This is a genomic window from Psychromonas sp., assembly GCF_047632995.1.
Lineage (GTDB): Bacteria > Pseudomonadota > Gammaproteobacteria > Enterobacterales > Psychromonadaceae > Psychromonas.
On the sequence record NZ_JBLIEK010000037.1, the window covers coordinates 1 to 21,181 of the forward strand.

General features: G+C 39.7%; 18 protein-coding genes, 1 pseudogene and 1 riboswitch. Of the genes and pseudogenes, 10 read left to right on the forward strand and 9 right to left on the reverse strand.

Annotated elements, in window-relative coordinates; translation table 11 throughout:
• From ACJAT7_RS08490 to ACJAT7_RS08500, 3 genes and pseudogenes are all read left to right on the forward strand, one after another.
• Positions 1-312, forward strand: a pseudogene (locus ACJAT7_RS08490) (CDP-alcohol phosphatidyltransferase family protein); the annotation flags it as partial.
• A 75-nt stretch (positions 313-387) separates the two neighbouring features.
• The gene (locus ACJAT7_RS08495) at positions 388-2,103 is read left to right on the forward strand and encodes a bifunctional alpha/beta hydrolase/class I SAM-dependent methyltransferase (protein ID WP_415226370.1); all 1,716 of its coding nucleotides are present in this window, start codon (positions 388-390) and stop codon (positions 2,101-2,103) included.
• Between the two features lie 2 nt (positions 2,104-2,105).
• Complete coding sequence (locus ACJAT7_RS08500) at positions 2,106-3,419, forward strand: dual specificity protein phosphatase family protein (RefSeq protein ID WP_415226371.1); 1,314 nt, start codon at positions 2,106-2,108, stop codon at positions 3,417-3,419.
• A 75-nt stretch (positions 3,420-3,494) separates the two neighbouring features.
• Here ACJAT7_RS08500 and ACJAT7_RS08505 read toward each other — a convergent pair whose 3' ends face one another.
• The 3 genes from ACJAT7_RS08505 to ACJAT7_RS08515 all read right to left on the reverse strand — a co-directional run bounded on the left by ACJAT7_RS08505 (position 3,495) and on the right by ACJAT7_RS08515 (position 6,595).
• Complete coding sequence (locus tag ACJAT7_RS08505) at positions 3,495-4,145, reverse strand: lysophospholipid acyltransferase family protein (protein WP_415226372.1); 651 nt, start codon at positions 4,143-4,145, stop codon at positions 3,495-3,497.
• Between the two features lie 2 nt (positions 4,146-4,147).
• Positions 4,148-5,083: a phosphatidate cytidylyltransferase gene (locus ACJAT7_RS08510; protein WP_415226373.1), complete on the reverse strand. Its 936-nt coding sequence runs from the start codon at positions 5,081-5,083 to the stop codon at positions 4,148-4,150.
• Between the two features lie 363 nt (positions 5,084-5,446).
• Positions 5,447-6,595 (reverse strand): hypothetical protein, encoded by a 1,149-nt coding sequence (locus tag ACJAT7_RS08515; RefSeq protein ID WP_415226374.1) that lies wholly within the window; start codon positions 6,593-6,595, stop codon positions 5,447-5,449.
• 229 nt (positions 6,596-6,824) lie between these two features.
• On the opposite strand from ACJAT7_RS08515, the gene ACJAT7_RS08520 reads away from it, so the two are divergent.
• The 3 genes from ACJAT7_RS08520 (at position 6,825) to ACJAT7_RS08530 (ending at position 10,399) form a co-directional block, all read left to right on the forward strand.
• Positions 6,825-7,592 carry a substrate-binding periplasmic protein gene (locus ACJAT7_RS08520; RefSeq protein WP_415226375.1) on the forward strand — a complete coding sequence of 256 codons (768 nt, stop codon included), beginning with the start codon at positions 6,825-6,827 and terminating at the stop codon, positions 7,590-7,592.
• Positions 7,593-7,801: 209 nt separating this feature from the next.
• Entirely contained in the window at positions 7,802-9,682 is a 1,881-nt protein-coding gene (locus ACJAT7_RS08525; protein ID WP_415226376.1) for a methyl-accepting chemotaxis protein, read from the forward strand.
• A gap of 432 nt (positions 9,683-10,114) precedes the next feature.
• The gene (locus tag ACJAT7_RS08530; protein ID WP_415226377.1) at positions 10,115-10,399 is read left to right on the forward strand and encodes a DUF2960 domain-containing protein; all 285 of its coding nucleotides are present in this window, start codon (positions 10,115-10,117) and stop codon (positions 10,397-10,399) included.
• 113 nt (positions 10,400-10,512) lie between these two features.
• Here the strand turns inward: ACJAT7_RS08530 and ACJAT7_RS08535 are convergent, their stop codons facing one another.
• The 6 genes from ACJAT7_RS08535 to ACJAT7_RS08560 all read right to left on the reverse strand — a co-directional run bounded on the left by ACJAT7_RS08535 (position 10,513) and on the right by ACJAT7_RS08560 (position 16,384).
• On the reverse strand, positions 10,513-10,686 hold the full coding sequence (locus ACJAT7_RS08535; RefSeq protein WP_415226378.1) for a YbaM family protein: 174 nt from the start codon (positions 10,684-10,686) through the stop codon (positions 10,513-10,515).
• Positions 10,679-11,260, reverse strand: coding sequence for a primosomal replication protein (locus tag ACJAT7_RS08540; RefSeq protein WP_415226379.1), 582 nt, complete (start codon positions 11,258-11,260; stop codon positions 10,679-10,681). The genes ACJAT7_RS08535 and ACJAT7_RS08540 overlap by 8 nt, the downstream gene beginning before the upstream one ends.
• The gene (locus ACJAT7_RS08545; protein ID WP_415226380.1) at positions 11,248-12,027 is read right to left on the reverse strand and encodes a sulfite exporter TauE/SafE family protein; all 780 of its coding nucleotides are present in this window, start codon (positions 12,025-12,027) and stop codon (positions 11,248-11,250) included. The genes ACJAT7_RS08540 and ACJAT7_RS08545 overlap by 13 nt, the downstream gene beginning before the upstream one ends.
• On the reverse strand, positions 12,027-14,084 hold the full coding sequence (gene dinG / locus ACJAT7_RS08550; RefSeq protein WP_415226381.1) for an ATP-dependent DNA helicase DinG: 2,058 nt from the start codon (positions 14,082-14,084) through the stop codon (positions 12,027-12,029). Before dinG ends, ACJAT7_RS08545 begins: the two co-directional genes overlap by 1 nt.
• A gap of 97 nt (positions 14,085-14,181) precedes the next feature.
• Positions 14,182-14,817 (reverse strand): two-component system response regulator NarL, encoded by a 636-nt coding sequence (gene narL, locus ACJAT7_RS08555; protein ID WP_415226382.1) that lies wholly within the window; start codon positions 14,815-14,817, stop codon positions 14,182-14,184.
• Positions 14,810-16,384: a histidine kinase gene (locus ACJAT7_RS08560; RefSeq protein ID WP_415226383.1), complete on the reverse strand. Its 1,575-nt coding sequence runs from the start codon at positions 16,382-16,384 to the stop codon at positions 14,810-14,812. Before ACJAT7_RS08560 ends, narL begins: the two co-directional genes overlap by 8 nt.
• Positions 16,385-16,622: 238 nt before the next feature.
• Positions 16,623-16,781: riboswitch (molybdenum cofactor riboswitch) on the forward strand.
• On the opposite strand from ACJAT7_RS08560, the gene moaA reads away from it, so the two are divergent.
• The 4 genes from moaA to napA all read left to right on the forward strand — a co-directional run bounded on the left by moaA (position 16,772) and on the right by napA (position 21,175).
• Positions 16,772-17,752 carry a GTP 3',8-cyclase MoaA gene (gene moaA, locus ACJAT7_RS08565; protein ID WP_415226384.1) on the forward strand — a complete coding sequence of 327 codons (981 nt, stop codon included), beginning with the start codon at positions 16,772-16,774 and terminating at the stop codon, positions 17,750-17,752. It overlaps the preceding riboswitch by 10 nt.
• A 178-nt stretch (positions 17,753-17,930) precedes the next feature.
• Complete coding sequence (gene napF, locus ACJAT7_RS08570; RefSeq protein WP_415226385.1) at positions 17,931-18,407, forward strand: ferredoxin-type protein NapF; 477 nt, start codon at positions 17,931-17,933, stop codon at positions 18,405-18,407.
• On the forward strand, positions 18,407-18,661 hold the full coding sequence (locus ACJAT7_RS08575) for a chaperone NapD (protein ID WP_415226386.1): 255 nt from the start codon (positions 18,407-18,409) through the stop codon (positions 18,659-18,661). Before napF ends, ACJAT7_RS08575 begins: the two co-directional genes overlap by 1 nt.
• Before the next feature lie 18 nt (positions 18,662-18,679).
• Positions 18,680-21,175 (forward strand): nitrate reductase catalytic subunit NapA, encoded by a 2,496-nt coding sequence (napA, locus tag ACJAT7_RS08580; protein ID WP_415226387.1) that lies wholly within the window; start codon positions 18,680-18,682, stop codon positions 21,173-21,175.
• The last annotated feature ends 6 nt before the right edge of the window (positions 21,176-21,181 follow it).

Sequence of the window (21,181 nt, forward strand, 5' to 3'; positions counted from 1 at the left end):
GATGTCATAGCGGATGCTGGTATATATCTTCCCTTAGCGCTTGTAAGCCTTGTCTCACCTGGTTTATTGATAGCATTTGTTATTATTGGGGTATTTACTGAGATGGCCGGTGTGGTGGCGCAGGCTATTAATAATGATCGCCGATATGATGGTCCGATGGGCAAAAGTGATCGTGCTTTCGCGATGGGCTTATTAGCGATTTTATTAGCTTTTAAACTGTTATCTGCAACCTGGATAATGTTGTATTTAATTGCGGCTACCTTGTTAGGATTGGTTACGCTTTATAAACGCATGAGTAAAGGCATAAAATAAGCAAAAAAACAAAACAAATCAACCGCTTAAGGTATCATTAGTCCTGAATATAAAATAATTAATCAGGATGATGTTATGACAATGCAAACGGGCACTTTTACTACCTTTGATGGGCACTCTTTATTTTTTAGAAAGTGGAAAGATGAAAATTGTGATAATGGGAAAATTTTACTGTTATTGCACCGTGGTCATGAGCATTCTGCCCGTTTGCATGATGTTGCCGAAAATGAGGCATTTAAAGGTTATACGATTTATTCTTTTGATAATCGAGGCCATGGATATAGTGAGGTTGAAGCTGCCTTTGAGTTTATGAATTTGGTGCGTGATTTAAATGCTTTTGTTGCATTTGTCTGCGCTAAAGAAGATAAAACAGAACAAGATATATTTGTGATTGCAAACTCTGTCGCGGGTGTGGTGGCTGCTACTTGGGTGCATGATTATGCGCCTAAAATTAAGGGTATGGCATTGGTTGCACCCGCCTTTAAAATTAAGTTATATCTGCCTTTTGCCAAACCGCTATTGAAATTTGCGCTTAAGTTTAAAGCAAACATGAATATTACTTCCTATGTTAAGTCTAAATTTCTCACTCACGCTCTCAACGAGCAGGTTAAATATGATAACGATCCGCGTATAACACCTAAGATTCCAGCCAAGCAACTAACTACACTACTTGATACCGGAGAACGTATTGTTGCCGATGCTGCTATGATCACTGTGCCAACGCTAGTACTTTCGGCGGGTAAAGATTATGTGGTTGATTCAAAAGTGCAGGGCGATTTTTATGCAAATTTATCCTCTCCTTTAAAATGCTTGATTGAATTAGATGGTTTTTATCATGGCGTGCTCTATGAAGAAAATGCGCAGTTTGCGATTGATGCAATAGCACAATTCGCAGCGGAATCCTTTGCTGATACTGCAACAGATATCAGTGCTAGAGTGATTGCAGTGACGCAGCAAGAGTGTGACAAAATAAGCTACGGTTCATTACCTATTGCGCTGCAAATCAATTACCTTATGCAGCGAACTTCAATGAAGTATCTCGGTTTTATGAGTAAAGGTATGGAAATTGGTCTGCAATACGGTTTTGATTCAGGTGTTACTTTGGATCATGTCTATAAAAACAAACCTGAAGGTGTAACGGCTGTTGGTCGGTTTATTGATAAAGGATTCCTTAATAGCATCGGCTGGAAGGGGATCCGTCAGCGTAAAGTGAATAGTATTGCATCTATAAAAGAAAAAATTAACGCATTACAAGACGCCGGAAAAGAGGTCAAAATATTAGATATTGCAGGGGGACCTGCTCGCTACCTTATCGAGATAGCCGACCAGCACCGCGATGTCATTGTACAAGTTAGAGATTATCAAAGTCAAAATGTTGAACAAGGGCGAGCGTTAGCGCTGGAGCGTGGTTTAACCAATATTACCTATACGCAAAGCGATGCATTTGATCCCGGCAATTATGAAAATAATGATTTTCAGCCGAATATTGTAATTATTTCCGGGGTCTTTGAACTTTTTCCAGATAATCCGCTGATTATCAATGCGATTAAAGGGGTGGCATCACTTATTGAAGATCAAGGTTTCCTTATCTACACTGGTCAGCCATGGCATCCGCAGCTACAACAAATTGCCAATGTACTTGGCAATCATCAGCAGAGTAAATGGATCATGCGTCGCCGTGGCCAATATGAATTAGATTATCTGTTTGCGCAGCATGGTTTTGAAAAAGATAATATGCATATTGATGATTGGGGGATATTTACAGTTTCTTCGGCGTTGTTTAAGGGCTGATAATGACAACGTTTAAATCTGCAATGGATAGCCAAGCCACATTAAAGGAGCGTTTTGTGTGGCTGGTTTATATGGGCGTTGTTTTTTTTCTGCTTTATGGTGCTGCTAATGAGTTTGCCAGTATCAATGCCCCGCACCTGTCAATATTTTTTGACTGGGAAAAACATATTGCATTTCTTCCCCCGTTTATTGTGCCCTATATGTCATCGGATCTGGTTTTTGTGGTGGCGTTTTTATTAGCACAAACTCGCTTAGAGATTAGGGTGTTAGCGTTACGTGTATTGTTTATTGTTGTCTTCTCAGTGTTGATATTTGTACTCTTCCCACTACAATTCTCTTTTGATAAGCCGGCGATAGAAAGCTTCACATTTTTATTTAAATTATTGGAGGCGGATAAACCTTTTAACCAGTTACCTTCTTTACATGTCAGTTTTTCGATCGTTTTTTGGTTTAGTATGAAAGATCACATGCCTAACCGCTTGTTAAAAATTGCGCTCGGTTGTTGGTTAATGCTGATAGTTCTCTCTACACTTTTTGTTTTTCAGCATCATTTTATAGATATTCCCAGCGGATTTTTAGTCGGAATGTTAGCGGTCTATCTGTTTAGAGAAGGGCGTAATGAGCAGCTGTTAAATAAATTTATGACACCAAGACACTTGAAAATGGGGCTCTATTTTTTAGCTTTAAGTACTGTTTTGATGATCTTAAGTTTTACTGTGAGTGCGCTGTTCATCTATTTTTTTCTGAGTGTATTTAGTGTCAGCATTGTTTATGCTTTTGGTTTAAATAATCTGTTAGTCACCGCTGATGGTAAAGTTAGTTATTTACAATGGTTACTTTTTGGTCCCTATTTTTTAGGGAGTAAAATTTCTTGGATGTTTTATAAACGCTCATTGCCATTGCTCGCAAAAGTGGATGATGGGGTTTATATCGGTCGTCATCCAAGCATTAATGAATATACTCAAATCAGGACGCTTGGAATTAAACAAGTAATTAATCTTGCGATGGAATTACAGTTAAATAAAACTGATTTAATACAGCATCGTTTAAATTTTCTCGATCAAACCATTCAAAATCCGGTAGCATTGCATCAAGCTGTGCTGTTGATTGAAAGTAATAAATCCGATGGTATCTATGTACACTGCGCGTTAGGTTTGTCACGTTCTGTATTGGTTGTTTGGGCGTGGATGATTTTTAATGGGAAAACAGAAAAAGAGATAAAAGCTCGCCTGGAAGAGATTCGTCCTCGCTATGTACAATCAAAATATATGCAAGTGAACATTGATTTATATACAGATTTTTTACAAAACTATTGAAAATAAGAAACAGTGTGGCGAGCTAAAATAGCTTGCTGCACTGCTCTAATTCTTTTCATTGTTTATATTTTAGCATTATACTTCTACGTGGTGGCGCGTTATACAGTGTTGAGATAGTTCACTGAGGGAGTCATTAATCGATAACATAAACTCTTCAGATTTTTTTGTAACCGCTAAAGCATCACCTATTATTACATCACAATTAAAAGGCACCAAAAGAGCCTCTCCTTTTGGCAACGAACGACCAAGGCCATGCATCATGACAGGTGTTACCTTAATATGTTCACGGTCGTTAAGTAAAAAGAAAATTCCCTTTTTTAGTTTGCTCATCTGCTCTGGCTCGCCACGACTACCTTCTGGAAATAATATCAAAATATCCCCATTATCCAGTGCTTTATGGCAATCTGAAAACAATGCATTACGGCCAGCTTTACCACTGCGATCCATAGGTACGATACCTATACATTTTAGAGATAACCATGCAAGTAAACCGCCTTGCCCTAAAAAATAATCTGCCGCTGCAACGGGCCGTACTTTATGGATCATTGATAAAGGGTATAGGCTCATTAATACAATGGTATCTAAATGGCTATTGTGGTTTGCCACTAATATCGCAGGGCCTTTTTTAGGCAGTTTATCGCGGCCTCTCAGGTTGAGCCCTAATACAATAAATACAATAGGTTTGATAAATAAACCAAAAAATAATACTTTTAATATTCTGTCCATAATTAATAACTTATGTAATAAAGGTAATGGAAAAATAATGGCGCGGTATAAGTTAAGCTATCCAAACGATCTAATATACCTCCGTGCCCTGGAATCAAATGGCCACTGTCTTTGATTTGTAAATCACGTTTTACCGAAGAAATTACTACATCGCCAATAAACCCGCTTATCCCAATGAGCACACCCGCGATTATCCCTTGATAAAAATTTAAAGGCGTGAGTATTGGCGCAATAAAGCCTGAGCATAAGGTGATGGTTATTAAGCCGCCGATAAAACCTTCCCATGTTTTGTTTGGGCTGACTTTGGGGATGATTTTATGTTTTCCCAACATTTTCCCCCAAATGTATTGGCAGACATCGTTAAACTGAGTCATAAACAGCAAAAATAGTACCGGACCTATTATGCCTGCTTGGCTGTTTTTCTCAGGTAATACCAGTAGATAGGCAATATGGCTAATACTAAAAACAGTAAGCATAGTGGCCCAATGCACAATACCTGCGGAGCGAATAAAGCCTTTGGTGTCGCCTGTCAACACCATACGCATAGGTAAAAATAGGAATACATAAACAGGAATGAAAATGATAAACATGCCATACCAACCAATTGCCACCCAGTAGTATTGCAACGGGATCGATAGGTACGCCCAGAAAATGACTCTGCGATCTGTTTGCCGCATCGGTACAATAGAAAGAAATTCTTTTAGCGCCAGAAAGCTTAAAAAGGCAAAAAAGATCATAGATAAAGTATGCCCACTTAGCAGAGCTGTAAATATTATAGCTATCATCACCCACCAAGAACGGATGCGTTGGCTCAACTCTGTATAGTTTTTTTCAGGTGTTCTTATTTGCAGAAAAAAGCGAATAGTCGATGCAATAACGAGTAGTGAGGTTACTGTCGCCATCATATAAAAAGAGTTTGGGGCAATACCAAAAATCATAATGTGATCCTGTTCGATGTTTGGTTTTCTGGGTGTTGAACGCTTAATTTGACCTGTTTAATAAAGGAGGCAAGAGCGTTAATATTTACTAATATAATTTTAATCTGTAATAGATCCATCTTCGTTCCTTTTTTGTCTTCTGGTTAAGTTGTTTAGCAGCCCTTATTCGGATAATAAGATCCTGATAACCATGAATATATACCTGCTTGTACGGCAAGGGAGCATAACCTATTCAGTATTTTTATTAAGATAAATCATTAATTTATGAAGAGTAAAAACGGTGTCTTTATGAAAAGAGCAAGATTATCCATTTAATGGCTGATAAATTGATATTAAATGCAGAACTCGCAAACATATGAATATTCAGACCGATTGTGCGGAAATTTGTTCACGGAGCTGTTTTGCTGAATCAGCTGCATTGGCCTGACAGACAAAAAGTCCAATTTGCTCATAGCCGCCCATTTTTTGAGTTTGCGGTAAAAACTCGAAATATAATCCGCATCCGGGGCCATTGTTGACAATCATATTATAAGCGGGTTGTATCTTCATGTTTCCCATTAGGGCAATAATTGCTTGAATAGCTTCTTGGATGGCCGCTGTTACTTGTTTCATTTCGAGAACAGACAACTGATGCAAATAACGTTTACTCGAATCTTTGATCACAAGTAGCATATCCAATGGCCGTTTCATAAAGTAGGGAACCATCAATACAACGCCGCCATAATCTTTTACTAATAATTCGCTCGGGTTTTCTTCAAGCATAAATAAACTGAAACTTTTATTATGACGTTTACGGAAATTCAGATTATTGAAAAAACGTTGCGGTAAAATATTACTGTAAGCAATCTGTTGATGACCATGCGTTAAAGACGCGCCCGCTGCTGCGCCATAGTTTTTAATAATTGAAATATAGCCACTGACTACCTGTTTATCCATTTGGGTGATGGAGCGGGACATAAAATTAGTCGGCTGGCAGAGCAGGATCTCTTCTACTCGGGCGAGTTGTTTGAAGGCGAGCAGCGCATCTTCAAATGGCATGTTGTGCCAATCTTTATGGTGTATAGATGATGTCCATTGTAATAGATGGAAACCATAGGAAGCTCTGCCTTTGTGCGCGAGATCTTGATGTAAAAAGTAATCTGCCTCTTCATTGGGTAGTTCATCGATAGGGTGAAATATAGGGTAAATATTTTTATTAATGAAAGTGAAACCTTCACTTTGCTCTACCAGATCAAATATTTCAGAGCTTTTACCCTCGCAGATAGGGCAGGCTTTAGGCGTTTTTAATGAGTTGCTGGTTTCTATTGTTGTATGAATGCGTTTTGCTCGAGATGAGTTGTAGATGACTAAGTTGCCATTACGCGGGTCAATCTGACAAATTCCATCGGGAGAAAATTGACGAAGTATCTCATCATTATTAATATTCTCGATGATTTGCGCAAAGTCTAATTTTCTAATATCAAGGCTTAACATCATCTTTTGGGCATCTTCTATCTTAAATTCTTGTGTCATTCAGGACGCTCTCCAGATTTCTATTTATATGCTGATTATAGGAGACAACATATAAAACATTTGCTAAGCAGGATTTTGGATGGTTAGTTCACATCATCAAAAAGTTGAGTGATCGATTTGTAGATATATCTGATTAATAACTATAAGTCACGGCTAATTTTCAGGCTTGCTTGCATAAAGGCAAAAAAGTTGTAAGGTTTACATAATGATCACAGATGTCGGAGGGTAAATGGGAGTGAATATTAGATATATTATTTCTTATTTAATAGTGCTTCTTTGTTTTTCGATGCCCGCCTACACTCAGTCAAAACCTATCGATGATATTTATTTTATAACCGAAAATTATCCACCGTTTAACTTTGAAGAGAATGGAAAACTGCAGGGAATTTCTATTGATCTTCTACTTCTGATGCTTAATAAACTTCACGCCAAACAAACGTTAGCAGATATTCATCTCAAACCTTGGGCTCGCGGATATAATGCTTTATTAGCAAACGCCAATACATGCTTATTCTCTACCCTTAGAACAGAAGAAAGAGAAAAATTATTTAAGTGGGTTGGGCCGATATCTGCAATTTCTATTTCACTTATTGCAAGAAAGGATAAAAATATACAGATCACTTCTAAGCAGGATCTTCTGAAATATAAAATTGGCGTTGTAAGAGATGATGCAGGGGAACAATTGCTACTTAAAGCGGGTGTTGCTTTCGAAAATTTAGATCAGATAGGGGGCGTTAATGTAATTGCTCAATCAATAAGAAAATTAAATAAGGGCAGATTTGATCTTTTAGCTTATGGCGATCAAGCAGCAATAAGGACAATGAAAAAACAGGGTTTTGATTTTAATAACTATGAAATTGTCTACAGCTTAAAAAAAGGGGAAATCTATTACGCTTGCAATAAAGAGATGTCTGAACTGCTTATACAAGGGCTACAGAATGCTTTAGATGCGCTAAAAAAAGAGGGGATATACCAACAGATATTAGATAATTACTAAAAATTTTATTAAACGTAATCATATCCTAGTAAGCGAATATATCTTATTTTTTTTGATTTTTTAAATGACTATTGCGTGTTAAATAAACATTAAATAAACGTTAAATAAACGTTTCAAATTAAACTCGCAATTGTTTTATGCGAGCTATAGACTGAAAAAAGAGTCGGTTGATTCTTCAATTGAGTTAATATTTATTAAGGAAGAAAAATATGAAAGTTTCAATTAAAGTTGTTTTAGCGTCATCACTGGTCTTGGTGCTCGCTATCAGCTCGCTCTCTTGGCTGCAGTATCGAGAGGTAAAGGAGACACTTCAGCACCAGTCAAGTAGTGCGATTGAAGAGTCGAGTAATGCCCTGGCGCAGCAAATAACCAATTGGTTGAGCGGTAAATTAGAAGTGATCGATCTGGCTGCACAGGTGATAGAGAGCAATTTCAGTAGTGAGCAAATACAAAATACTTTTGATGCAAAAATTCTTAAAGATAACTTTATACTTATATTTGGCGGCTTGGATACAGATGGTAAAGCGATCAGTAATGATTCCTCTTGGCAGCCAGAAAGTTGGGATGCGAGGAAACGACCTTGGTATAAAGTAGCAAGAAGTGCAAATCATGCCATGATTACCGAGCCCTATGAAGATTCTGTAACCAAGGATGTATTAATCTCTGTAGTGGCTAATCTCTCTGATAAAGGCGAACTGAAAGGTGCCTTTGGCGGCGATCTCAGTTTAAAGACAGTCTCTGAAGCACTCAATACACTTACCTTTAATGATGCGGGTTACGCTTTTCTCCTTACCCAGAGCGGTAATATCATTAGCCATCCAGATGCTGACAATAACGGTAAAAACTATGCTCAATTGTTTGCAGGTAATGCGGTTGCTTTAGATAAAGAAATACAGGAAATAGAAGTGGATGGGCAAACACTCTGGGTAAGTTTTACGCCATTGCAAGGCCTTGAAAGCATGGATTGGTATATAGGTGTTGTTGTTGATGCTGATATTGTAATGGCGGATGCGGATGCAATGGGTTGGCATTCACTGATAGGTGTTTTAATCAGTCTTGTTATCGGGGTCATTGTGCTAGGTAGTTTAATGCAAACTATTTTAAAACCTATCGGTCTTTTAACCGAGTCGCTATTGGCAATCAATAGTGGTAACGGTGATTTAACTAAACGCTTACCTGTTATTTCTAAAGATGAATTTGGAGGACTGGCTGCTCAATTTAATATATTCGTTGAAAATCTCCAGACCATTATTATAAATGTTAAAGATCTTGCAGCAGATGTTGGCCAAAGCACGCATAAAATTAGCAATGAGTCTGATAACGCGTCGCAACAGTTACAGCAGCAATTAAGTGAACTAGACCAACTTGCCACTGCAATGAATGAGATGGCATCAAGTGCTGTGGAAGTTGCTAAAAATGCACAGGTTGCGGCTCACGCAGCGGGAACTGCGGATAAAGAGACCGCAAAAGGTGTGCAGGTTGTCTCTCACGCAACGCACTCAATCAACGAATTAGCGGAGCATATGGAGGTGGCCGTTGAGTCTGTTGTCGAACTGGCTAAATTTAGCAACAATATTGAATCTATTTTATCTGTGATCACCAGTATTGCTGACCAAACTAACCTGTTAGCGCTCAATGCGGCTATTGAAGCAGCAAGAGCTGGCGAGTCAGGTCGCGGGTTTGCTGTGGTTGCTGATGAAGTTCGCTCATTAGCATCCAGAACACAAGAGTCAACTCGTGAAATTCGTTCTATGATAGAGCAATTGCAGTCTGGCGTGCGTGTTGCGGAAGATAATATCAAGCATAGCCGGGAGGCTGCGATAACAACGGCGGAAGAAGCAAGTCAGGCAAATGACACGTTGGAATCAATTCGTGTTGCGATTTTGGAAATCAATGATATGAATATACAAATCGCATCTGCGGCAGAGGAGCAATCTGCCACCTCAGAAGAGATTAATCGTAATACCACCAACATTAGAGATATCAGCCAAGATGTCGCAGTTGTAGCGCAAGGTCAGGTAAAACATGCCGAATTAATGCGCGAACAGATGGGTAAACAAGATCAGCAGCTAAATAAATTTAAAGTCTAGGTAAACCTGAGAATAACAGCTCAATGAAATGCAATTATTTGAGCTGTTAGGATCAAATGTCAGAACAGCTTGTCTATACCCGTAATCATTCAATATGCAAAGATCACCATTTTGATTGCTAACGGGTATATATTTTATTTTTTGAAAAATGCAATATATAGCGCATTTCAGACCATTTCCCCGCATAATCTTACGCAATTAGAATCTCGCAGGCAAAGGCCAATCAAAGCAGTTTAATATAATTTTCCAAATCTACCCGTTTAAGATAGAAGCGGAAAGATTATTTGGGTATTATGCTACGTACCTACACGGATAAAAAATAATATTGAGATATTCCCTCTGTAAAATAATGGCAAAATTGCCATATCTCAGTTCGACAACAATATTCTTGATATCAAAAAGCAAGAGCAATGCAACTAATAAGGTTTCTTTATGGCAAGGCAAGTAACTTATCTATTCAAAGGTAAGCGTAATATGATTCAATTTTCCTATAATATATTTCATGACATGTATGAAGCCGTTGCTGCCGAAGAAGGTGTTGATTTAAAATCTTTTTTAGCCATGGAAAAACAACTGGAGTTGAGCTGCAGAGGTCAAGGTATTGTTAAAAATTTCCGCCAGACGGAATTTATGCGCATGGGGTTTACTGATATTAAATTTGTGCGTGACGAGGAACCAATAGCAGTAGCGAGTGTTAAGGGTAATGCTAAGCGTTAGTGATTATTGTGATCTTAACAAGGCCGTAATTGCTAATCACTGCCTTGTTATTTATTCCGCTTATCTAAAGGGTGTACCAACTTTTTTAATTAGCAAAGTACTTTCCAAAAATTCTAAACAGATAGTTTCTGCTTCGTTTTAAAATCTTTTAACACAATATCAAGCGCTTCAATAGCGACAGATGTTTCGATTTGGTTTTCTTCCAATAACTGGATTAGATCGACTGCAATTTGTAACGCTTTGGGCGCATCTGATAAACTGGAACGGTTATTTTTTTGTTTACTCATCTTTTATATCTTCTAATTTAAACTCTAATTTTTGGGTGTAGGTATTACACTTTTGATAACGTATTTTCAACGCCTCTATTTTTTCTTTAATATACGATTTTTCTTCATATGGACTCTTGGTTAATTTCTCTTCCTGCTCAGAAATCATATCTAAGAGCCGATGTTCATATCGATATTGTTTCTGAAGATGCTGGTATATCTGCTCTTTTTGGGAAGAGTAGGACTTATAGAGAAGCTCAGCTTTGCCCTTTTCTAATCCTTGTACAAGTTGCAGTAACAGATGGAATTGGCCTGTAAAAAGTTCACATTCATGTTTAATAAGAAACTCTGGAAGCTGTTTATGGATCGCTTTTTGTAGAGAATTAAAGGTTTTTTGGATCTGTTCAATGTAACCTTTAAGGCTAAAGCAGCGCTTCGGAAAAAGATGAACTTCAAATACGAAACAGTGATTTTCCGACTGTTTAATTTCACTGTCCAGTTTTTTGCAGCGTGTACTTAAATCGCGGAGCTGCTCCTCTAACTGATTTAAAAGTAAAGAGTATCCATGTGATGCTTTTTTATTCAACTCAGCCATGCGTGGTATCCTAAGTTAATTGCCATGATCAGTACAATAGAGATGAAAACAGGGCGTATAAATTTTGCACCAAAATGGATGGCAGAATGTGCGCCAATATAGGCACCGAGCATTAAACAACTGCCCATGGTTAATCCAATTAACCAATTCACTTGACCAAAATAGAGGAAAACGAATAGCGAGGCGATATTACTGGTAAAATTCATCGATTTAGCGACGCCGCTTGCCAGTAAAATATTCAAACGATATAAACGCATCGTGGAGATCACCCAAAATGCGCCCGTTCCCGGGCCGGATGAGCCATCGTAAAAGCCTAAAATAAAACCTTGCAGATTTTGTTTGATCCGAAATGATAAATTGTTTTCAGGTAATTGACAGTTATCAATATCGGCCATCCGATTAAATAAGCTGTACAGCGCCACGCCTAAAATAATCAGTGGTAACGCTTTTTCTAACCATTGATTGGCGATTAAATTGATAAAAATAGCACCCAATAATGCCCCAATCAATGTGCTATAAAAACTTTGCAGCCAAAATTTCGGAGTGAAAAGCTGCTTTTTAAAATAGGTGTAAGCCGCAGTACCCGATGCAAAACAAGCCGACAGTTTGTTGGTTCCCAGTGTCAGGTGTGGAGGCAATCCCAAGCTTAATAAAGTGGGCACAGTCAGCATGCCTCCGCCGCCAACAACTGCATCAATAAACCCCGCAAACAGGCCAACGCCGATAATTAATGCCCAGTTACTCGGATCAAATAAAACCTCTGTCATTATTTTTTCTCATATTGAATCGCGAAAGGGGGCAATGCATCGAGTAACCCTTTTCCATAACGCTTTGTCTTTACACGCTTATCCAGAATAATGATCTGACCGGTATCCTTCTCTTGACGAATTAATCGCCCGCAAGCTTGAATAAGTTTTTTGCTCGTTTCAGGCACAGAAAGCTGCATAAATGGATTGCCGCCTTGTGCTTTTATCCACTCTGAATGGGCTTCTTCAACGGGGGAGTTGGGCACGGCAAAAGGCAATTTAGTGATCATTAAGTTGGTTAAGTAATGGCCAGGCAGATCCAGCCCTTCCGATAAACTGCCGGTGCCAAATAAGATACTGGTCAGACCTTGATCGCAGCGCTGTTTATGCGCTTCAATCATTTTACTGCGAGATAAATCACCCTGCACCAGCAATGACTTAGCGTATTTTTTTTGCAGTTTATCAGCTACCAAATTCATTTGCCAATAGGATGCAAATAAAACCAGGTTAGCTTGTTTATCCTGCAGATAATGGTCAATTTTCTCAACCAGCTCAACGTCAAAGTTGGCTTGTGTCGGATCGTTGTCCATATCCGGGATAATTAATGGGATAGCGGGATAATTAAAAGGGGATTTTAAGCGTAAGTATTGCGTGCCATCGTTACTTTTTAAACCGCTTTGACGTTTGAAGTAGTCAAAATTATTCAGAGAGGTTAATGTTGCGGAGCATAAAATGACCCCTGCAGCCTGTGACCAAAACATGTATTCTAAAATCCCTCCCACTTCAATCGGGGAAGCATTTAAGTATATATCATTATGTTCATGTGATGCCCAGGCGGCGATCGGTGTCTGTTTAGCCGTGCGCTCTTTGCTTAACATCTTGCAAAGCGAATTGATATTTTCCAAACGCTGCAGGAAAAAACCTGACTCGATTAATAATGACTCCGCTTCTGCCATTTTTACATTACCATCTTTAATCTCTTCATTAATAATTACGGCCAGTTTATTTAAAGCAGATAAACACTTTTTGCTCTCTTCCTTCAAATTAACGATCGGGATTATCAGCGCTTCGGGCAATTCTCCCATAGCAAAACGGTATTGCTCCGATTCACTAAAATATTGCGGGTTATTGTTAAAATACAGTTCAACCATTTTAAGCTCTTTGCTTAATTCTTCCGTACTTTCTAACATATTTAAACCTGGCGTGATGATAGTGTGCCGCTTGATCACCCTGTTAATATGCTGGTTGAGCTGTTTGACTTTTTTAAGCCAATCTTGACTGCCCTTAATACTGGCACGTGCACTGGAAAAATCACGTGATATTTTAGGGAGGTGGTGTGCCTCATCTATTATATAAAAACAGTTATCCGGATCGGGCAATATAATACCGCCCCCCAGTTCAAGATCTGCCAATAATAATGCATGGTTAACAACGATAATATCGGCTTTATTAATATCATCCCGCGCACGATGAAAAGGGCACTGGCGATGGTTTGAAAGTGCACGTTTACAGCTAAATTTATCAGATACAATAAGTTGCCATATGCGGTTGGGGATTGGCTTTGGCCAGCTATCGCGATCGCCCAACCATTTACCTGCTAGATAGGCCGTATTTAGCTCTTTTAATAAAGTAGTGTCACCCGCGTGCGGTTTTTCTTCAAAAAGGTTGGGTTGCGACGTACCTTGCTGTGTGGAGAATAATTTGTGTTCGCAACAGTAGCGTTGCCTGCCTTTCGCTAAGGTAAATGAAAATTTATAATCACTGTGGCGTAAAAAGAAGGGCAGATCTTTATGGATAAGCTGCTCTTGCAGGGTAATAGTGGCGGTGGAAATAACCAGCTTTTTATTTAAACGCTGCGCAACAGGCAGGGCGGCGAGAATATAAGCAAGTGATTTTCCGATACCTGTGCCTGCTTCAGCAACCAGTATGCGACGGGATTTATCATATTCGCCTGCCAGCACTTTGGCTATTTCAGCGACTAAATAGTTCTGAGCTTTACGTTTGCTAAAGTTGGGAAGGGCTTGAGTAATAAGATCATAACTACCCCGGATCTGTTTTTTTAATGAGTCTGAAAGCATAGTTTCCGCGCATAAAGAGAAAATTCATGTTTAATAATGAATTATATAAATATTTGTATCTTCAAGCCACTTAGAAATGCCGCTCGGTCTAAATGAGTTATTTAGGCTGCTGTAGATACAAAACTGCCGCTTCAACACGTGACTTTATCTGTAGTTTTTTTAATAAACTCTTCACGTGGACTTTTACGGTTCCTTCAGAAATATGTAAATTAACTGAAATTTCTTTATTACTATACCCTTTAGCAACCTCTTCGAGTATCTGTACTTCACGTTTAGTTAAGTTAAGCAGCTTGTTGCGGATATTATCTTCCTGATCAAGTTCATTAAGATAGCTGTTTAATGTTTCACTGACCACTAATTGTCCCGCTAACACTTTGATAATATCTTCTAATAATGTTTCAGGCTCACAATCTTTTAATAGGTAGCCATTGGCACCCTGGTTAATCATTGCAATCACATCTTGTTTATTATCACTGACCGTTAAAATAATCACTTTTGCACTGCAGTTCTGTTGGCGTAATGCTTTTAGTGTCTCTAAACCGGAAATTCCGTGCATATTAAAATCTAACAAAATCAGATCCGGTTGCAGTTTTTTGGCAAAACTGACCGCTTCAATACCGTGTGTCGCTTCGGCAATTATTTCAAAACGAGGTTCAATAGATAACAGTTGTTGAATACCTTTACGCATCAGGGGATGATCATCGACAATGATCACCCGGGTTAAATCAGACATTGGTAGTTCCTTGATTAAGTAGTGGTTTTTTATAAGGGAAAATAAGTTCCACCTCAGTTCCTTTTGCTAATGGATTAAGTGATAGTGTTGCGCCGAGTTCATCTGCCCGCTGCTGCATAATCGCCAGCCCATAATGATTTACCTTTGCGGCATTATCCTTAATTCCCAAACCATCATCAATAATACTAATCCATACCTTATTCTCATTGGTAATAATGCAGGATATCTCAATAGTGGTGCAGTGAGCATGTTTCATGGCATTGATAATGGCTTCTCTAACAATTTGCAGTAGATGGATATGTTGGCTTGCATCCGTATAAAAGTTTGCTGCAAACTGCTTAATTGAAATAAGCGCGCTTGTCTGCAGTTGTAATGCTTTTATCATAGTGAGCAGTGCTTCTTTAAAATTGGATTCGGGTACACTTAATCTAAATGTTGAAAGTAAAGCACGTAATTGTTTATAGGAATCGGAAACCGCATCTTCAATATTGTTAATGGTTTGTTTGGCTTGCGCTTGCTGTTCAGCGCTGACTTGCCGATCTAATAAGGTGCACTGTATTTTCAAAAAGGATAATGACTGTGCGATCGAGTCATGTAATTCACGCGCTATGATCCCGCGCTCTTCCATCAATAATATTTTTTGCGCCTGTAAACTGTGCTCCTCTTGATATAAAGCTCTGGCAACAAGACCGGTAAAACTCTCAATAAGGCTGCTGTTGTCCGGTTCACTTTCACCCGTGACATAGTTTAAGAAACCATAAGGTTTGCCATTAATGATTATCGGGATACGTAATAGCTCAGGGTCAAGGCTTGCGCAGCCTAACGCGCTATTTACGAAGGTGCCATTATTTAATTCTAAGCATACTTTACGTAAATTTGCCTGCTTAGCCAGTGCGTTTAGTGCATCAAATAAAATAGGTGAGGTCAATCGCACTGTGTTTAATTGCTGTGATATCGAAAACAAAAACTCAATGGTTTTATTGGCTTTTTCCAGTGCCTCTGTTTTCTGTTTGACCTGACTTTGCATCCCTTCAATTAATCTCTGAATCTCTTGCGACATCTCATTCATCCCTTGAGAAAGCAGGCCTATCTCATTTTTATAAGCGGGGAAATCAACGGCAAAATGGCGCTCTTTTAGCGCCTTGGCGTTGCTAACCAATTTTTTGATGGGCAGTGCGATCTGTTTTTTAGAATAGTAATAGAGAAATAGTCCTGCACATGCGATCAGGAAAAATTCAATTAATTCCGCCAAATGTATTAGCGCCATTTTTTTACCGGCAAGTATTTGATGCAGTTTAATTATGACATCGATTTCGGATGAAAATTTGTTTAGTTCATTTTCAGCCTGTGCACCTCTTATTTGAGTCCAAGGCTTCGCTGCGAGTTGCAACTTTATTTTTTGCCAGTGCAGCAAGAGCGCTGCATTTTTTTGGTTAAGCGATTGCGTATTAAGCCAATATGATTTTAGCAACAGAGAGGGGGATAGCACTTGCTCTATATCTGTGAGTATATATGGGAGATCTTGCGGATGGTAACGTGCTGCGATACTGGTTTTCAATGTTGCCATTTTAAATTCAATTAACTTATTTATGCTATTGCTATCGGAAACAGGCTGATTAAAAGTGCTAAGCACACTTATAATATGCAAGGCCGAAACAACAAGTATCAACGAACAGGTGTTGGTTATCACTTTTGTGACGGAATAAGAATGAAATAACTGATTAATTTTCATGGCGATTAAAAGTATATGGAAAGTGTATTTGAGTGTAACATAAGGTCAGATTATATTTAACAACTGCAACAATTTGTTAATACAGCTCCGAGCTTTACCTCACTAAGTTTTTCATAAATGGAAAATATGTGAATTAAGCCGCTTAACGGGTAGTCGTTTACTTGTTTAAGAAGGGTAAAAACAGAAATGCGTTTGCCTCCCGTGTTTGGAAAGGAACTTAATATGCAACAACTCATCGATAACTTCGACAGGAAGTTTGAATACCTGCGCTTGTCTATTACAGATGAATGCAATTTCAAATGTAACTACTGCTTGCCTGATGGCTACCAGCGTACTCATCAGAAGCAGTTTTTAAGTCAAATAGAAATTAAAAATTTAGTTAACGCTTTTGCCGAGCTTGGAACTAAAAAAGTTCGAATTACCGGCGGCGAGCCAAGTTTACGCAAAGATTTTAGCGCTATCATTTCTACAATATCAAAAACCAAGGGGATTCAAAAAGTCGCAACCACCAGCAATGGTTTTAGTCTGCAGAAACAGGCTAAGGATTGGTTTGATGCGGGGCTTGATGCAATTAATGTCAGCGTTGATAGTTTAGATCCGAAAATGTTTCACCTGATCACGGGTAAAAATATTTTTGATAAAGTGATGCAGGGGGTCTCTGCTGCGGTGGCAGTCGGGTTTACACAAGTCAAAATTAATAGCGTATTGATGAAAGGGTTGAACGATACGAACTTAAATTTGTATCTGGCTTGGATCCAGGATAAACCGATTCAATTGCGTTTTATCGAACTGATGCAAACTGAAGACAATCTCGAGTTTTTTAATAAACATCATCTTTCGGGCGAGTTAATTAAACAAAATCTACTAAAAAATGGCTGGACTCAAAAAATGGGGCTTTGCCATGATGGGCCCGCTCAGGTTTTCACGCATAGCGATTATCAGGGTGAAATAGGGCTAATAATGCCATACAGTAAAGACTTTTGTAAAAGTTGTAACCGCTTAAGAGTCTCCTCATTAGGGCGCCTTCATCTTTGTCTCTTCGGTGAAGAGGGGGTTGATCTTCGCGATCTACTTTCCAGCGCCGATGATAAAGAAGCATTAAAGGCAAGAATTTTAACGGCGTTGTCCAATAAAAAGGAAAGCCATTATTTGCAGCAAGGCAACGTAGGAGGAACCCCGCATCTCGCCTCTATCGGCGGATAATTAAATTTCACCCCACTTTATTTGTGGGGTAACTCCCACTATCACAATCCAATCATTGATATGTATCAAGTCAAGCTATGCTTTACCCTAATTGGGTATATGTTCTGTATTAACATTAGTTAACAATTTCATCATATCGTTAACCAATAGATAACAAACTAAAAGTCAGGTACAGATTGTGCAATTTGATGCCAGTAAACGAAGTTTTTTTAAAGTAAAAAAAACAATTGCGACAGACCATTTATTGCCATGGATAAAAGACACGCAAAATTTCCTTAATAACTGCAGCCAATGCGGCGATTGTATTAGTGCTTGCCCAGAGCAGATTGTTATTAAAGGGGATGGCGGTTATCCCAATATCAACTTCGATTTGGGTGAATGCACTTTTTGCGGCAAGTGTGCGACAAGCTGTAAAGAAAAAATATTTGTCGAGACCAGTGAATCACCTTGGGATAAAAAAGCGTTTATCAATAATCAATGCTTAGCGTTTGCGAACGTTTATTGCCGCAGTTGTGCTGAAAGTTGTGACAGTGAAGCGCTTACCTTTCAACTAGGCTTGAGTGCAATACCACAAATCAATACGGATTTGTGCAGCGGATGCGGCGCCTGTGTGGCGCCTTGCCCACAACAAGCTATTGCGATAAAGGAATTATAATGAAAGATGATGAGCTGCATATATCCAGTCTGCTAGTACATGTAAATCCTAAAAAAGCCGCTGCTATTACGACCAGTATTAATTTATTAAGTGGCGCGGAAGTCATAACAATTTCTGCGCAAGGTAAAGCGATCGTCGTCTTAGAGGCGCCGCACCAGCGAGTCATTATGGAAGTGATTGATAATATTAACGCCTTAGATGGGGTTATTAATACCGGACTTGTTTATCACGAGTTTGAAAAAATAGACGTATAAAAAGAGTGAGGGAGTAAAATGAAATTTACCAGACGTGAATTTATGAAAGCACAAGCAATTGCCTCGGCAGCTGCCGTTGCTGGCATAACGCTACCGGCCTCCGCAAGTAATTTAATTGCCAGTAAGGATGCCAGCAAAATAAAGTGGGATAAAGCACCATGTCGTTTCTGCGGCACTGGCTGCAGTGTCTTAGTGGGTACACAAGAAGGCCGTGTTGTTGCTACGCAGGGCGATCCGGATGCACCAGTAAACAAAGGCCTCAACTGCATTAAAGGTTATTTCCTCTCCAAAATAATGTACGGTAAAGATCGTCTGACAACTCCCTTATTGCGCATGACAGATGGACTCTATGATAAAGAAGGCCAGTTTGAGCCCATATCATGGGATGCCGCTTTTGATATCATGGCCGAAAAATTTAAAGATGCCCTGAAGAAAAAGGGACCGACCTCAGTGGGGATGTTTGGCTCCGGCCAGTGGACTGTTTGGGAAGGTTATGCGGCTTCAAAACTGATGAAAGCCGGTTTTCGCTCCAATAATTTAGATCCGAATGCACGTCACTGTATGGCTTCTGCTGTTGGCGGCTTTATGCGCACCTTCGGTATTGATGAGCCTATGGGCTGCTATGATGATCTTGAAAATGCAGATGTATTTGTGCTTTGGGGATCCAATATGGCCGAGATGCATCCGATTCTTTGGTCGCGACTCACGGATCGTCGTTTAAGTAATCCTGATGTACGTGTTCATGTTTTATCTACTTATACGCATCGCTCATTTGAACTTGCAGATAACGGTATGATCTTTACCCCGCAATCTGATTTGGCAATCTTAAACTTCATTGCTAATTACATTATCCAAAACGATGCGGTTGATAAAGATTTTGTTAAAAAACATACTAATTTCCGCAAAGGTGTAACGGATATAGGTTACGGTTTACGTCCTGATGTTCCACTCCAGAAAGCCGCAAAAAATCCAGATTCGGGCGCTTCAACACCAATGACTTTTGACGAGTATGCGCAATATGTTTCTGAGTTTGATGTTGAATATGCGGTAAAAATGTCTGGTGTACCCGCTGCTAAACTCATTGAACTGGCAAAAGTGTATGCCGATCCCACTAAGAAAGTAACCTCTTATTGGACCATGGGCTTCAACCAGCATACACGTGGCGTATGGGCCAATAACCTGATGTATAACGTGCATCTGCTAACCGGCAAAATTTCTAAACCCGGTTCAGGCCCATTCTCATTAACGGGACAACCCTCTGCCTGTGGTACCGCACGTGAGGTGGGGACCTTTTCGCACCGCCTGCCCGCCGATTTAGTGGTTAAAAATCCTAAGCATCGCGCGATTGCTGAGAAAATATGGAAGTTACCTGAGGGGACCATTCCGCCAAAACCGGGTTACCACGCAGTGTTACAAAACCGTATGCTTAAAGACGGCAAGCTTAATGCCTACTGGGTTATGTGTAATAACAACGTGCAAGCGGGGGCAAATATTAATGAAGAAATTCTTCCGGGTTACCGTAATCCGGAAAATTTTATCGTTGTTTCAGACCCTTACCCAACTGTTACCGCGCAAGCGGGGGATCTTATTTTACCCACTGCAATGTGGGTGGAAAAAGAGGGCGCTTACGGTAATGCCGAGCGTCGGACGCAGTTCTGGTATCAGCAGGTCAAAGCGCCAGAAGGCGCAAAGTCTGATTTATGGCAGTTGATGGAGTTTGCTAAACGCTTCAAGATTGAAGAGGTATGGCCTGCAGACTTGATTGCTAAAATGCCGGAAGTGAAGGGTAAAACTATGTATGACGTACTTTACCGTAACGGTAATGTTGATGCATTTGGCCTGGATGAAGTGAAAGATGATCAATTAAATGATGAAGCGCGTCATTTTGGTTTTTATGTTCAAAAAGGTCTGTTTGAAGAGTACGCCACCTTTGGCCGCGGTCATGGACATGATTTGGCGCCATTTGATCAATACCATCAGGCCCGCGGTCTTCGCTGGCCAGTCGTTGACGGCAAAGAAACATTGTGGCGTTTTCGAGAAGGGTATGATCCCTATGTAGAAAAGGGCAGTGAAGTGCAGTTCTACGGACATAAAGATAAGAAAGCGGTTATCTTTGCGCTGCCTTATGAGCCACCAGCTGAAGTGCCGGATCAAGAATATGATTTATGGTTAAGTACCGGGCGAGTGCTTGAACATTGGCATTCCGGATCGATGACTCGTCGCGTACCTGAGCTATATCGCGCCTTTCCAGATGCCGTTGTGTTTATGCATCCGGATGATGCGCAGTCCCGCGGACTGCGTCGCGGTGATGAAATAGTACTGGCTTCACGCCGTGGTGAACTGACCTCCCGCGTTGAAACCCGCGGCCGCAACCGTCCGCCGAAAGGACTGGTGTTTATGCCCTGGTTTGATGCCAAACAATTAACCAATAAAATCACACTGGATGCAACTGATCCCCTTTCAAAACAGACAGATTACAAAAAATGTGCCGTGAAAATTACCAAAAAGGTGTAACTGAAA